This is a genomic window from Nocardioides palaemonis, from assembly GCF_018275325.1.
Classification (GTDB): Bacteria; Actinomycetota; Actinomycetes; order Propionibacteriales; family Nocardioidaceae; genus Nocardioides; species Nocardioides palaemonis.
Genome location: NZ_JAGVQR010000004.1, coordinates 75073 through 88263, shown reverse-complemented (window position 1 = coordinate 88263; position 13191 = coordinate 75073). Strand labels below are relative to the sequence as shown.

Below are 13191 nucleotides of genomic sequence, written 5' to 3'. Positions count from 1 at the left end.
GACGAAGATCCCCGCCCGGGAGCGGGGACCTGCATCACGATCACCCCGGTCGCGCCTCATGTCGCGGCCGGGGACACCTCAGTCGAGGACGCCGGGGGCGACGTCGTCGTCGCCCAGCCAGTCCTGGTCGTAGACCAGGGCGTCGCGTCCCTGCGCCTTCTCGTCCTCGGAGCGACGTCCGCCGCGACCACCGGCGGAGCCGGTGCCGCGGGCCCCGCTGCCGCGACCGCCCGCGGTCGAGCCCGCCTTCGAGCCCGCCGAGCCGGACCGGGAGCCGGAGCCGCCGGCGGCGCCGCGCGCGCCGGCGCTGCCGGCGCTCCCGCGACTGCCGGCCGAGCCTGCCGAGCCGCGCCCGGCCGTGCTGCCGGAGGCGGCGCCCCGGGCGGTGGACCCGGTGGTGCCGGCCGAGCGGGCGGCCGACGTGCTGGAGGAGGTGGCGCCGCGCGAGAGGGCGCTGGCGCTGCCGGTGCGGCCGGTCGAGCCGATCGGGCGCGTGGCCGAGCCGCCGCTGGCCGCCGTGGGGACACCACCGGAGCGGACCGCGCCGCCCGCGAGGGCGCCGGCCCCGCCGGCACCGCCGAGGGCGGCGGCCGAGCTGGCGCCGCCCGACCCGCCGGTCACCCCGGCCGAGCCCGGCGCGGTCGATGAGCCGCCGTGGTAGGCGATGCCGTCCTGCGACGACCCGATCACCGACGTCGTCGGCACGTGGGTCGGGGTCGTCGTCGGCGTGGTGGTCGGTGTCGTGGTCGGGGTCGTCGTCGGCGTGGAGGTCGGGGTCGTGGTCGGCGTCGTCGTCGGCGGGTGCTTGGTGTTGTTGTTGTTGCCGTTGTTGTTGCCGTTGTCGACGATGCCGGTCTCGGGGTCGCGCTTGATGCCGGTCTCGCCGTTGCCGCCGCCGGTGACCGGGGGCGCCTGCGTGCCGGGGAGGTACGTGCCGCCGGGGCCACCGGGGACCGTCGGCGGCGGCTCCGTCGGATCGGGCTGGCCGTGGATCTCCTTCATCGGCGGGATGGCGCCGAGGAACGCCGCGTCCATCTGCTTGGTCAGGGCGAGCGCCTTGGCCTCCTGCTTGTCGTACTGCGACTGCCAAGCGGTGCGCTCGTTCGCGCGGGCCTGCGAGGCGTCCGCCTGCGCCTGGATCTCCTCGGGCGTGGGCTGGGTGCCGCCGGAGGGCGGGGCCTGGTAGGGCGCGGGCTTCTCGCCGAGGTCTGCGAGGGAGTCGCGCTGGTCACGGGCGTCGGCGATGAGCTCGCCGACCTGGCGCAGCGCCTCGCCGGCCGCGGTCAGCTGCTCGGACCGGGTGATCAGGGAGGCGGACGACTTCTCCATCGCCGCGCGGATCGCGGGGCCGGACATGGTCTGCTCGCCGATGCGGAGCTCGGCCTGCGCCGCGGCCTGCTTGAGGGCGTCGCCGAGCTCGCGGAGGTCGGTGGCCTTCTTCTTCCAGTCACGCCCGGCGTTCTCGACGAGTCCACCGGAGGCGGAGGTGAGGTACTCGTCGAGGCGGAGGCGGTTGGGTCCCTTGGTCACGCCTCAGCCCTCCTCGGTGGTCGGGGCGGTGCAGGAGGCGGCCGGCGCGAACGTCGGCGGAGCGACGCAGTCGGTGGCCTGCTGGAACCGGATCATCGTGGCGGTCGTCTGCTCGGTCGTGTTCTCGACGTCCTTGACGAGCTCGTCCATGGACGAGCTCATGCCACGCAGGCCGTTGGCGAGGCCCAGCAGGGCGTCGTGCACCGCCTGGGTCGCCATCTCGACGTTGGTGCCGAGCCGGTAGCCACCCGTGTAGGAGTCGCCGAACGACGCGCTCTGGACCGGAGCGACGGGGTTGGCCTCGACACCGGTGGCGGCCTTGTCGAAGGAGGCCATCAACGACGCGGTGGTCTCGGGATCGATGTTCAACCCGAGCATCGTCTGGTTGAGCAGTTCCCTGTCTTCGAGCGGCAGCATGGTCTGTCCTTTCCCCCGGGGCACGCGGCCGAAACCACTTTATGTCGCGGATCTCGCGCCGGCAGCATCCTGCCCTCCGACTAGGCTCCAGCGCATGCGATCTCGGGTGTGGTCCCTGCGTACGTGCGGCGTCCTCGCCGCGACCGCCGTGCTGGCGCTGGCCGCCGGGTGCGGCTCGTCGGCCGACGAGAAGGGGTCCGCGGGCTCCGGCGACGGCTCGACGGACTCCTCGACGAGCGCGTCCCCGTCGCCGGTGCCGGTGCCCACCCCGACCTCGTACCCGCCCGCCGACGGTGGCCGGATCAAGGTCCCGGGCGCGAGCATGCACGCCCTCTCGACCTACAAGCACCTCACCGACTACGGCATCGCCCAGGGCTGGAACGACGGGCAGAGCGCCGTCACGTTCGCCCCCAGCCTCACCGCGAAGACGTCGCTCGACGCCTTCGCCAAGGAGTGGATCAACGAGCACGGCGGCCCGAAGGTGCAGGTGCGCCAGGACGACGCCGTCGCCGGTGGGAAGTACAGCGCCTGGCACGTCGTCGACACCACGACCGACCCGTCGGAGATCGCGCACCAGTTCGGGATCATGTTCCTCGACTCCGCGTGGGTGATCAACGTGCGGATCTACGTCCCGGGCTACCCCGAGACGCTGACCGAGGAGGAGCAGCAGGAGGTCATCGGCCGCCTGCTCGCCAGCTTCAAGACCGACCTGGACTGAGCCGCCCAGGAGTCAGCCGCAGGCCCACGGTGCCGAGCTCGACCGTCACCGGTCCGGCCACCCGCTCCACGCTGCCGTCGACCCCGAGGCGCACGACGAACTGCTGGTCGCCGTCGGTGTAGGTCGCCAGCAGGTGCTCGTCGTCCTCCCAGACGACCTGGTCTGCGATCCCGACGACCCGGTTGCGCACCGGCGTCACCTCGAAGTCGACGAGCGAGCGGCCGGTGGTGGCGTCGAGCAGCGACACCCCGGACTCGTCGCCGGCCGCGTTCGGGTCCCCTGCGCCGAACGCCGCGACCAGGCTGCCGTCCGGGCTGAACTGGCTGAGCTCGCGGTCGCAGTCGGTCCACAGCGGCTCGGCGGACCGGGAGGCCCCGTCGAACGTGGCGGCGCAGGAGCGGCCGTCGGCGAGCGTGGTCCGACCGGCGACCATCCCGGTCGCGGGGGAGGCGCTCGCGGCCTCCTCGATGCCGTCGTACGGCGTCACCTCCTCGCCCTCGGCGACGAAGTAGGAGGAGGTCCCGGTCTGCGCGTCGAGCTGGTAGCCCAGCACCTGGTCCTCGGAGACGAACCCGACGATGCCGACCGTGGATCCCGGGGACGCCTGCTCGACGGAGGCCCAGGGGCGTTCGGGCTCCTGGCGCGCGGTGTCGTAGCTCATCACGGCCCAGGTGCCGACCCTGTCGAACGACGCCACCGCGTAGCGCGAGCCGTCGGGGGCGAGGACCGGCTCGCTGGTGCCGTCGGTGAAGTCCTCCACCTCGAGGTCCGGGGTCAGCCAGTTGACCGTCCAGGCGCCGTCGTCCTGTCGCAGGGCGGCGAACCAGCCGTCCCCGAACGGCGTGGCCAGCTCGTAGGCTTTCGGGAGCTCGACGACCTCGTCGCCCAGGGTCACCGTCTGGGCGGCGACGTCGACCAGCGGTGCGCCGGGTCCGGAACCGACGCTCGCGCTGCGCGGGTCGACCCGGACCGTGCCGACGACGCCGGGGGTGCGGTCGACCGGGGGCTGCTCGGTGCGCCGAGCCGGCCCGTCGAGCGCGAGCCCGACGGGGACCGCGACCGCGAGCGCGGCGGCGACCGCGACGCCGGCGGCGACGCGACGGCGGACCTGGATCCGGCGCGCACGCCGGCGGACGTCGCCGAGGGCGAGCGGAGGGTGCTGGAGCGGCTTGGCCCGACGCGCGAGCGCGTCGTGCACCTGGTCCTCGAGGGGCGTGTGGTTCATCGGACGTCGTCTCCGGACTGGTGGGGGTTCAGTGACTGGGGAGCGCGGTCGCGCAGGGCCGCGAGGGCCCGGCTCGCCTGGGACTTGACCGTGCCGGTCGAGATGCCCATCACGTCGGCGATCTCGGCCTCGCTGAGCTGCTCGTAGTAGCGCAGGACGACCACCGAGCGCTGCTTGGGCGGGAGGGTCTGGACGAACGCCCACAGCTCACCGCCGAGGCCGTCGTCGTACGTGTCGTCGGCGCCCGCCTCCGGGAGCCGGTCGGTGGAGTGCTCGCGACGCTTCCAGGCCCGACGCCACAGCGAGTTGTGCTCGTTGACCATCACCCGGCGGACGTAGCCGTCGAGGGCCGCGTGGTCACGGACCTTGTCCCACGACAGGTAGAGCTTCGCGAAGGCGTTCTGCAGCAGGTCCTCGGCGCCGGCGTGGTCACCGCTGAGGAGGTACGCCGTGCGGTAGAGCGCCGCCTGGCGGGCAGCCATGTACGCCGAGAAGTCGGCGTCCTTGTCCGACCCCCGTGGCACCTCCGCCTCGGTCTTCGTCGTCACTGCTCCATCCATCCTGCTGACCCCTCGATCATCGTCGTTCGGGGTGAGGACGCGGTCGGGGCGCGCGGGGTTGCACGGGCTTGGACGACGTTGCGAGGCTCTGCGGTGACACCCCCCGTGCCGACACCCCCCGTGTGTCGACATCCCCGTGCAAGGAGGCACAGATGCAGCAGGTCAAGGCAGTGGTCGCGCTCGCGAAGGGCGAGCCGGTCCAGCTCACCACGATCAACGTCCCCGACCCCGGTCCGGGGGAGGCCGTGGTGAAGGTGCAGGCCTGCGGGGTCTGCCACACCGACCTGCACTACCGCGAGGGCGGCATCAACGACGACTTCCCCTTCCTCCTCGGCCACGAGGCGGCCGGCGTCGTCGAGGCCGTCGGACCGGACGTCACCTCGGTGGCGCCGGGTGACTTCGTGGTCCTCAACTGGCGCGCGGTGTGCGGTGATTGCCGGGCCTGCAACCGGGGCGAGCCGCAGTACTGCTTCGCCACCCACAACGCCTCCCAGAAGATGACGCTCGCCGAGGGCGACCTGGCTGGGACCGAGCTCTCGCCCGCGCTCGGCATCGGTGCGTTCGCGGAGAAGACGCTCGTCGCGGCCGGCCAGTGCACCAAGGTGGACCCGTCCGCCCGCGCGGCCGCCGTCGGGCTCCTGGGGTGCGGCGTGATGGCCGGCCTCGGAGCCGCGATCAACACCGGCAACGTCGGGCGCGGGTCGACCGTCGCCGTGATCGGCTGCGGCGGCGTGGGTGCGGCCGCGATCGCCGGCGCCGCGCTCGCCGGCGCGGCGAGGATCATCGCCGTCGACATCGATGACCGCAAGCTCGAGACCGCGAAGAAGCTGGGCGCGACCCACACGGTGAACTCCAAGGAGACCGACGCGGTCGAGGCGATCCGCGCGCTCACCCCGCCGCCGGACGGCACCGGCCACGAGGGCGGTGCCGACGTGGTCATCGACGCGGTCGGGCGGCCCGAGACGTGGAAGCAGGCGTTCTACGCCCGTGACCTCGCCGGCACCGTGGTCCTGGTCGGCGTCCCGACCCCGGACATGAAGGTCCCCGACATCCCGCTGATCGACGTCTTCGGGCGCGGTGGCTCGCTGAAGTCGTCGTGGTACGGCGACTGCCTGCCCTCGCGCGACTTCCCGATGCTGGTCGACCTCTACCAGCAGGGCCGCCTCGACCTCGACGCGTTCGTGACCGAGGAGATCGGCATCGACGACGTCGAGGCCGCCTTCGAGAAGATGCACCACGGCGACGTCCTGCGGTCCGTGGTGGTGCTCTGATGACGGCGCGGGTCGACCACGCGGTCGTCTCCGGGACCTTCTCCCTCGATGGGGAGACCCACCAGGTCGACAACAACGTCTGGGTCATCGGCGACGACGAGCAGTGCCTCGTCATCGACGCACCCCACGACGTCGACGCCATCCTGCGCCTCGTGGGGGATCGGTCGGTGAAGGCGATCGTGTGCACCCACGCCCACGACGACCACGTCGGCGTGGCGCCGGCGCTGCGCGTCGCCACGGGTGCGCCGATCCTGCTCCACCCCGACGACCGACCGCTGTGGGAGCTCACCCACGGCGGCGACGAGCCGGGTGCCGAGCTCTGGGACGTCGACCTGTCCGACGGGATGACCCTCACGATCGGGGGCGCGGCGGTCACGGTGATCCACACGCCCGGCCACGCGCCCGGCGCCGTGTGCCTCTACGTCCACGACCTCGGGTGCGTCTTCACCGGCGACACCCTGTTCGAGGGCGGCCCGGGTGCCACCGGGCGCTCCTTCTCCGACGGCGACCTGATCAAGGACTCCATCCGCCAGCGCCTCTTCGAGCTGCCCGACGAGACGGTCGTGCACACCGGCCACGGCCCCGACACCACCATCGCTGCCGAGAAGGCCAACGTCTGAGGCGAGTGCCAGGGCTCCGGGGTCAGTCCTCGGACCAGTCGCCGCCCGGTCCGAGGTCGGGCGGCGGCGGCGTCGCACGTGCCGGACGGAGCGCCACCGCGCGTCGGTGGCGCTCCTCCCGCACGTCGTCGAGGTGGAAGGCCTCCGCGACCAGCTGGTGGAGCCCCGGGTGGTCGACGGGAGTCCCGTGAACCCAGCGCATCACCCGGCGCCACGGCGTGAGGTGGTAGCGCACCCGCGGCACCTGCCGGCGCCGCGATCGGACCCGCCACCGCGCGCCCTGGCCCGTGGACATCGCGTCGCGCGGTGCCCACCATCCGGTGACCTCCAGGTCGACGTGCGCGGGGTAGCGGCGGCGGGCCCGGTCGCGGCCGCCGTCGTCGCGCATCGGCTCCACCTCCTCACCGGTCTCCGCGTCGGTCAGCGTGACCCGCAGCCGCGCGAGGCGCAGGAGCTCCACGACCGTGTCCGCCCGCGGGCTCGTGCGGCCGGTCTCCCACCGCGCGACCTGCGACTGCGAGATGCCGAGGATCGCCGCCAGCCCGCGCTGCGACACGTCGAGGACCCGCCGCACGCGCCGTACGACTCCCGGGACCCCGCCGTCGAAGGGCCCGAGCAGGTAGACGTCGACCTCGGCGTCGGTCCACTCGCTCATCTCCTCCGGATCGACCCGCTGCACGCTGATGGTCATCTCGTTCCCTCCCCGTCGGGTGCGTCGTGTCGATCCCACTCCGGGCCACCGACACCGGACGGCCCTCTCTCCACAAGCCCGACTCATCCCCAGCCCACGGGGGCGAGGGGGCACCACGGTCTCTGGCACCGCGGCTCGCGGGCCGCATCCCACGACCACACAGGCGCCTTCCGCCGATGCTGGCGCCTGAGTCGCAGGCCGACTCAGGTCCCACGGTCGAGCGGGCACCCCGGGGAGTGGCGGCGAAAACGGCGCGCGCGGGCGGGCGCCCGGCCGTTACGGTCGGGGGATGAGCGAGCCGTTCGTCCCATCCGGCTTCGATCCGCCGCGATCCCTGGTGGCCGACGAGTTCCGCCTCGAGCCGCTCGGGCCCCAGCACAACGAGTCCGACCTCGCGGCGTGGTCCTCCAGCATCGAGCACGTCCGGGCGACGCCGGGCTATCCCGACGGGCAGTGGCCACCGCCAGGGGGGATGACCGCGGAGGAGAACCTCGCCGACCTCACCCGGCACGCGGCCGACTTCGAGGCACGGCGTGGCTTCACCTTCACCGTCCTCTCCACCGTCTCGGGCGAGGTGATCGGGTGCGTCTACCTCTACCCGTCATCCGCGCCGGAGCACGATGTCGAGGTGCAGTCGTGGGTGCGCGCCGACCACGCGCACCTCGACGACGTGCTGGCCGACGCGGTGCGGGACTGGCTGGAGAACGCCTGGCCGTGGGGGCGCCCCGACCGGCACGGTCGCTGAGGCCCGGCACGTGTCACGATGAGTGGGTGGTGTCGAGGACTGGTGGCGCAGCGTCCTGGCGGGTCCGAGGGACCGCGGGAGCACTCGTGCTGGCGCTCGCCGCGTCCCTCGCCGGGTGCGACGGTGACGGCGCCGGCAACGGCGCGACCGGCGAGGGGCGCCCCGCCGGAGCAGCCGCGGCGGACGCCGCGGACGCCGCGGACGAGGTCCCGCCCAGCCCGTCGGAGGAGCTGGGCCTCGACGAGGGCTGGGGTCCCGACCGCGCCGAGCTCGACCGCGCCGCCGAGCAGGTCGCGCGGCTGAGGCTGCCCGACCTCGCGGGCCAGCTGATCGTCGCCTCGTGGTCGGGGACCCGCGCGCCCGTGCGGATGGTCCACGACCTGCACCTCGGCGGGGTGATCGCCTTCGACGCCAACGTCGCCTCGGCCGACCAGGTCAGGGCCGTGAACCGCAGGCTCACGCGGTCCGAGCGCAGGCGGGGATGGCCGCTGTTCCTCGGGGTCGACCAGGAGGGCGGCGTGGTCGAGCGGCTCCGCGGCGTGGCCACCCGGTTCCCCTCCTTCATGAGTGCGGGGGCTGCCGGCGACACCGACCTCACGCGACGCGCGTACGCCGCGAGCGGGGCGGAGCTGCGCGGGCTCGGGTTCACCGTCGACTTCGCGCCCGACGCGGACGTGACCTCCGGGCCGGGGGACCCCACCATCGGGTCGCGCGCCGCGTCGTCGGACCCGGCGCGCGCGGCCGAGCAGGTCGTCGCGGCCGCCGACGGCTTCTCGGCGGCGGGGGTGCTGCCCGTCGTCAAGCACTTCCCCGGGCACGGCTCGGTGCCCGCCGACAGCCACGTCACGCTCCCGGTCCAGACGAAGACCCGCGAGCAGCTCGAGCGCACGGACCTGGTGCCGTTCCGCGAGGCGGTCGGCGCCGGCCTCCCGGCCGTGATGGTGGGCCACCTCGACGTGCGCGTGCTCGACCGCGGGGTCCCGTCGTCGTTGTCCCGCCCGGTGGTGACCGGGTTGCTCCGCGACGACCTCGGCTTCGGTGGGCTCGTGGTGACCGACGCCCTCGACATGGCAGGAGTCACCCGCGGGCGCGACGGCGGCCGCGTGGCGGTGCAGGCGGTCCGGGCCGGCGTCGACGTGCTGCTGATGCCGCCGTCGCCCGCGCTCGCCCGGACCGCGCTCGTGCGCGCGGTCCGCACCGGTGCGCTGCCGCGCCGCCGCCTCGAGCAGGCGGCCGCCCGGCAGGTCGCCCTGCTCAGCCACCTGCGCGACGCGACGGCGGAAGGCGCCGGGAACGCGGGCGCCGTGACCCGGGAGGCGCAGCGCGCCTCGCGGGCGCTGTCCGCCGCGGCGATCACGGTGACCGACGGCGCCTGCTCGGGCCCGCTGGTCGGGGCGAGCGTCCACGCCCACGGCGACCCGGGAGCGGTCGCGGCCTTCGCGGCCGCAGCCGGACGCGCGGGACTGGAGGTGCTGCTGCGCCGGTCGCCGCCCGCCGGTCTGACCCGTGCGCGTCCCCGGCCGGAGCGACGCCGTCACGAAGGACGCCGGCACTACCGCGAGCGTCGTCGCGAGTGGAAGCGCGCCGAGGCGCGGCGCGAGCGGCGCCTCGCGCGCTGGACCGCGCGGGAGGACGCGCGGCTCGCGACGGGGACGTCGGTCGGCTTCACCGGCTTCCACGACGCGCCCGTCGACGGCGAGGTGGCGGTGGCCACCGACAGCCCGTGGGCGCTGGGACGGGTGAGCGCCCCGACCCGGATCGCCACCTACGGGGACACCCCCGCGGCCATGGACGTCCTGGTCGAGGTGCTGCGCGGCCAGGCCGTGGCGCCCGGGCGGCTGCCCGTGACGGTGGCGGGGATCAGCAGGCGGGGCTGCTGACGGTCCGCGCCGGAGGTGTCCGGCGCGTCAGAACGGCTCGACGAGCAGCGCGGTGCCCTGGCCGGCGACGCGCGTCAGGACGATCGTCGCCTCCTGGTCGCCCGACAGCGCCAGCCGCCGGCGCAGCTCCTCGGGCACGACCTGCACGCCGCGCTTCTTGATCGTGAGGCGGCCGACGCCGCGCTCGTGCAGCGCCGCGCGCAGCTGCTTCTCGCGGTAGGGGAGCTCCTCGAGGACGCGGTAGCCGCGGGCGAACGGGGTGCGGAACGAGTCGTCGGAGGTGACGTAGGCGATGTGCTCGTCCACCAGCCCGCCGCCGACGCCCGCGGCCACGGCGGTGACCAGACCCGCTCGGATCACGGCGCCGTCGGGCTCGTAGAGGAACGCGCCGACGGCGCGGACGTGGGTGCCGTCCTCGCCGGGAGCGGGGGCGTCCTCGTCGGTCAGCGTCGCCAGCCCGGCGGTGGCGATGACGGTGGCCCGCCGGTCGGTGGTGGACAGGTCGGGGGACCAGAGGACGGCCTCCTTGACCTCGCCGCCGTCACTGACCCACTCGGCCTCCACCCCGGGCGGCACCAGGTCGTGGCCGATGCCGGGGGCGACCTTGACGAGGGAGCGGCGGTCGAGCAGGTCGAGGACCCACGGCCACGGCGGGGTCCAGCCGTCGACGTCGAACACCCGACCGCGGCCGGTGCGGCGGGCCGGGTCGGCGAAGGCCGCGTCGAACCCGCGCGGGTCGAGCGCGGTCGCGTCGCCGGTCTGGACCGCTCCGGGCAGGCCGAGGGCGTCCAGGTTGGCCTGCGCCATCGCGGCACGGACCGGGTCGAGCTCGACGCCCGCGGCGATCAGCCCGGCCCTCGCGAAGGCGACCAGGTCGCCTCCGACGCCGCACCCGAGGTCGATCACGCTGCCGCCCGGGATCGCCGCGGCCAGGCGCGCAGCGCGGTGCGCCGAGACCCGGGCGCGGGTCGACTGCTCGAGCGCGTCGGGCGTGAAGAACATCAGGCGCGCCGCCTCGCCGAGCTTGACCACGCCGCGCTCGCGGAGCTGGGCCTGCGTGGTCGCCGCCGCGGCCCGCTCGGGGTCGGGCTCGACGCGACGGACGGCTCCGGCGACTCGTACGGGATCGCCCGCGTGCTCGGTCCACGCCTGCGCCGCGACCTCCATCAGCCGCGCGCCGTCGGGGGTCCGCAGCCACGCCAGCGTCTCGAGCTCCACGCCCGCATCCTGTCAGGCCGCCCGGGCGTCGGTCCCGCCGGGAACGGCCTGTGCTAGCACTCGGTTGGGGAGAGTGCTAGCGTCAGCCTTGGCACTCTCACCCCGAGAATGCCAATACCCGTGGCTCCGGCTCGATCCCCGCGACGGCGTGCCGATCACTCCACGGGACCACGTCCTGAAGAAACACGCGCCAGAGAAAGTGGAGGTTGATCCGAAGTGTCGGTCAACATCAAGCCCCTCGAGGACCGCATCGTCGTCCGCCCGCTCGACGCCGAGCAGACCACCGCCTCCGGCCTGGTCATCCCGGACACCGCGAAGGAGAAGCCCCAGGAGGGCGAGGTCCTCGCGATCGGCCCCGGTCGTGTCGACGACAAGGGCAACCGCGTCCCGGTCGACGTCGCGGTGGGTGACAAGGTCATCTACAGCAAGTACGGCGGCACCGAGGTCAAGTACGCCGGCGAGGAGTTCCTCATCCTCTCCGCCCGCGACGTCCTCGCCGTCGTCTCCTGACGCACCCTCGTGTCCCGGCCGGCCCCGTGCCGGCCGGGACCGGTGCACGTCAGGCCCTGATCAACCCTTCCTAGGAGCACACAGATGCCCAAGATCCTGGAGTTCGACGAGAACGCCCGCCGCGCCCTCGAGCGCGGCGTCGACGCGCTCGCCAACGCCGTCAAGGTCACGCTCGGCCCCAAGGGCCGCTACGTCGTCCTCGACAAGAAGTGGGGCGCCCCCACGATCACGAACGACGGCGTGACCGTCGCGCGTGAGGTCGAGCTCGACGACCCGTTCGAGAACCTCGGTGCCCAGCTCACCAAGGAGGTCGCGACCAAGACCAACGACATCGCCGGTGACGGCACCACCACCGCCACGGTGCTCGCCCAGGCGATGGTCCACGAGGGCCTGCGCGCCGTCGCTGCCGGCGCCAACCCGATGGGCCTCAAGCGCGGCATGGACGCGGCGGCCGAGGCCGTCGGCGACGCGCTGCGCGAGGCCGCCCGCGAGGTGGAGTCCCGCGAGGACATGGCGTCCGTCGCGACCATCTCGAGCCGCGACAGCCACATCGGCGACCTGCTCGCCGAGGCCTTCGACAAGGTCGGCAAGGACGGCGTGATCACGGTCGAGGAGTCCAACACCATGGGCACCGAGCTCGAGTTCACCGAGGGCATGCAGTTCGACAAGGGCTACATCTCGGCCTACTTCGTCACCGACCCGGAGTCGATGGAGGCCGTCCTCGACGACCCCTACATCCTCCTGCACCAGGGCAAGATCTCCTCGATCCAGGAGCTGCTCCCGGTCCTGGAGAAGGTCATCGCCACCGGCAAGCCGCTCTTCATCCTCGCCGAGGACGTCGAGGGCGAGGCGCTGTCGACCCTCGTGGTCAACAAGATCCGCGGCACCTTCAACGTCGCCGCGGTCAAGAGCCCCGCGTTCGGTGACCGCCGCAAGGCGATGATGCAGGACATCGCCGTCCTCACCGGCGGCCAGGTCGTCGCCCCCGAGGTCGGCCTCAAGCTCGACCAGGTCGGCCTCGAGGTCCTCGGCCAGGCGCGTCGCGTCGTCATCACCAAGGACAACACGACCATCGTCGACGGCGCGGGCGACCGCGACGCCGTCGAGGGCCGGGTCAACCAGATCAAGGCCGAGATCGAGAACACCGACTCCGACTGGGACCGCGAGAAGCTCCAGGAGCGCCTCGCCAAGCTCGCCGGCGGTGTCTGCGTGATCAAGGTCGGCGCCGCCACCGAGGTGGAGCTGAAGGAGAAGAAGCACCGCATCGAGGACGCCGTCTCCGCGACGCGCGCCGCGATCGAGGAGGGCATCGTCCCCGGCGGTGGCTCCGCGATCATCCACGCCGTCTCGGTGCTCGACGACAACCTCGGCCTGACCGGCGACGAGGCCGCGGGTGTCCGCGTGGTCCGCAAGGCCGCCGACGAGCCGCTGCGCTGGATCGCCGAGAACGGTGGCGAGAACGGCTACGTCGTGACCGCCAAGGTGCGCGAGCTCGGCGTCGGCAACGGCTACAACGCCGCGACCGGCGAGTACGGCGACCTGGTCGCCCAGGGCGTCCTCGACCCGGTCAAGGTCACCCGCTCGGCGCTGGTCAACGCGACCTCCATCGCCGCCATGCTGCTCACGACCGAGACCCTGGTCGTGGACAAGCCCGAGGAGGAGGAGCCGGCGGCCGCCGCCGGCCACGGTCACGGCCACGGCCACTGACCGACCCAGCTCCACCCGACAGGCCCGCACCGGACTCCGGTGCGGGCCTGTCGCGCGTCCGTGACGTGGGCGAAGCGCCGCGCACCACCTCTCGAAACA

Annotated in this window: 13 protein-coding genes; 7 read left to right on the top strand and 6 right to left on the bottom strand. The window is 73.7% G+C overall.

Annotation, left to right across the window (positions count from 1 at the left end; genetic code table 11):
• Positions 1-78 precede the first annotated feature (78 nt).
• Both KDN32_RS16110 and KDN32_RS16105 read right to left on the bottom strand, forming a co-directional pair.
• Positions 79-1530 (bottom strand): hypothetical protein, encoded by a 1452-nt coding sequence (locus KDN32_RS16110; protein WP_211733297.1) that lies wholly within the window; start codon positions 1528-1530, stop codon positions 79-81.
• A gap of 3 nt (positions 1531-1533) precedes the next feature.
• Positions 1534-1947 (bottom strand): hypothetical protein, encoded by a 414-nt coding sequence (locus tag KDN32_RS16105; RefSeq protein ID WP_211733296.1) that lies wholly within the window; start codon positions 1945-1947, stop codon positions 1534-1536.
• 94 nt (positions 1948-2041) lie between these two features.
• Here KDN32_RS16105 and KDN32_RS16100 point away from each other — a divergent pair, with 94 nt between their 5' ends.
• Positions 2042-2665, top strand: coding sequence for a hypothetical protein (locus KDN32_RS16100; RefSeq protein ID WP_211733295.1), 624 nt, complete (start codon positions 2042-2044; stop codon positions 2663-2665).
• Here KDN32_RS16100 and KDN32_RS16095 read toward each other — a convergent pair.
• Together KDN32_RS16095 and KDN32_RS16090 are read right to left on the bottom strand one after the other, a co-directional pair.
• The gene (locus KDN32_RS16095) at positions 2646-3890 is read right to left on the bottom strand and encodes a hypothetical protein (RefSeq protein ID WP_211733294.1); all 1245 of its coding nucleotides are present in this window, start codon (positions 3888-3890) and stop codon (positions 2646-2648) included. The two genes, KDN32_RS16100 and KDN32_RS16095, sit on opposite strands and share 20 nt — an antisense overlap.
• Positions 3887-4438 carry a SigE family RNA polymerase sigma factor gene (locus KDN32_RS16090; RefSeq protein WP_307854161.1) on the bottom strand — a complete coding sequence of 184 codons (552 nt, stop codon included), beginning with the start codon at positions 4436-4438 and terminating at the stop codon, positions 3887-3889. Before KDN32_RS16090 ends, KDN32_RS16095 begins: the two co-directional genes overlap by 4 nt.
• A 164-nt stretch (positions 4439-4602) precedes the next feature.
• On the opposite strand from KDN32_RS16090, the gene KDN32_RS16085 reads away from it, so the two are divergent.
• Together KDN32_RS16085 and KDN32_RS16080 are read left to right on the top strand one after the other, a co-directional pair.
• Complete coding sequence (locus KDN32_RS16085) at positions 4603-5721, top strand: S-(hydroxymethyl)mycothiol dehydrogenase (protein ID WP_211733292.1); 1119 nt, start codon at positions 4603-4605, stop codon at positions 5719-5721.
• Complete coding sequence (locus tag KDN32_RS16080) at positions 5721-6341, top strand: MBL fold metallo-hydrolase (protein WP_211733291.1); 621 nt, start codon at positions 5721-5723, stop codon at positions 6339-6341. The genes KDN32_RS16085 and KDN32_RS16080 overlap by 1 nt, the downstream gene beginning before the upstream one ends.
• Positions 6342-6363: 22 nt before the next feature.
• Here the strand turns inward: KDN32_RS16080 and KDN32_RS16075 are convergent, their stop codons facing one another.
• Positions 6364-7032, bottom strand: a complete 669-nt coding sequence (locus tag KDN32_RS16075; RefSeq protein WP_211733290.1) for a helix-turn-helix domain-containing protein — start codon at positions 7030-7032, stop codon at positions 6364-6366.
• 289 nt (positions 7033-7321) lie between these two features.
• Here KDN32_RS16075 and KDN32_RS16070 point away from each other — a divergent pair, with 289 nt between their 5' ends.
• Positions 7322-7777: a GNAT family N-acetyltransferase gene (locus KDN32_RS16070; RefSeq protein ID WP_211733289.1), complete on the top strand. Its 456-nt coding sequence runs from the start codon at positions 7322-7324 to the stop codon at positions 7775-7777.
• A gap of 86 nt (positions 7778-7863) precedes the next feature.
• Positions 7864-9657 (top strand): glycoside hydrolase family 3 protein, encoded by a 1794-nt coding sequence (locus tag KDN32_RS16065; protein ID WP_211733288.1) that lies wholly within the window; start codon positions 7864-7866, stop codon positions 9655-9657.
• Positions 9658-9684: 27 nt separating this feature from the next.
• Here KDN32_RS16065 and KDN32_RS16060 read toward each other — a convergent pair whose 3' ends face one another.
• On the bottom strand, positions 9685-10875 hold the full coding sequence (locus tag KDN32_RS16060; protein ID WP_211733287.1) for a class I SAM-dependent methyltransferase: 1191 nt from the start codon (positions 10873-10875) through the stop codon (positions 9685-9687).
• Positions 10876-11091: 216 nt separating this feature from the next.
• Between KDN32_RS16060 and groES the strand changes: the two genes are divergently transcribed.
• Positions 11092-11385 (top strand): co-chaperone GroES, encoded by a 294-nt coding sequence (groES, locus tag KDN32_RS16055; protein ID WP_211733286.1) that lies wholly within the window; start codon positions 11092-11094, stop codon positions 11383-11385.
• 84 nt (positions 11386-11469) lie between these two features.
• Positions 11470-13092: a chaperonin GroEL gene (gene groL, locus KDN32_RS16050; protein ID WP_211733285.1), complete on the top strand. Its 1623-nt coding sequence runs from the start codon at positions 11470-11472 to the stop codon at positions 13090-13092.
• Positions 13093-13191: the final 99 nt, after the last annotated feature.

Bases quoted from the DNA above. Each gene is read 5' to 3' on its own strand.
- KDN32_RS16070 (WP_211733289.1), top strand. From the start codon at position 7,322: ATGAGCGAGCCGTTCGTCCCATCCGGCTTCGATCCGCCGCGATCCCTG.
- KDN32_RS16105 (WP_211733296.1), bottom strand. From the start codon at position 1,947: ATGCTGCCGCTCGAAGACAGGGAACTGCTCAACCAGACGATGCTCGGG.
- KDN32_RS16075 (WP_211733290.1), bottom strand. From the start codon at position 7,032: ATGACCATCAGCGTGCAGCGGGTCGATCCGGAGGAGATGAGCGAGTGG.
- groL (WP_211733285.1), top strand. From the start codon at position 11,470: ATGCCCAAGATCCTGGAGTTCGACGAGAACGCCCGCCGCGCCCTCGAG.
- KDN32_RS16080 (WP_211733291.1), top strand. From the start codon at position 5,721: ATGACGGCGCGGGTCGACCACGCGGTCGTCTCCGGGACCTTCTCCCTC.
- KDN32_RS16095 (WP_211733294.1), bottom strand. From the start codon at position 3,890: ATGAACCACACGCCCCTCGAGGACCAGGTGCACGACGCGCTCGCGCGT.
- KDN32_RS16085 (WP_211733292.1), top strand. From the start codon at position 4,603: ATGCAGCAGGTCAAGGCAGTGGTCGCGCTCGCGAAGGGCGAGCCGGTC.
- KDN32_RS16100 (WP_211733295.1), top strand. From the start codon at position 2,042: ATGCGATCTCGGGTGTGGTCCCTGCGTACGTGCGGCGTCCTCGCCGCG.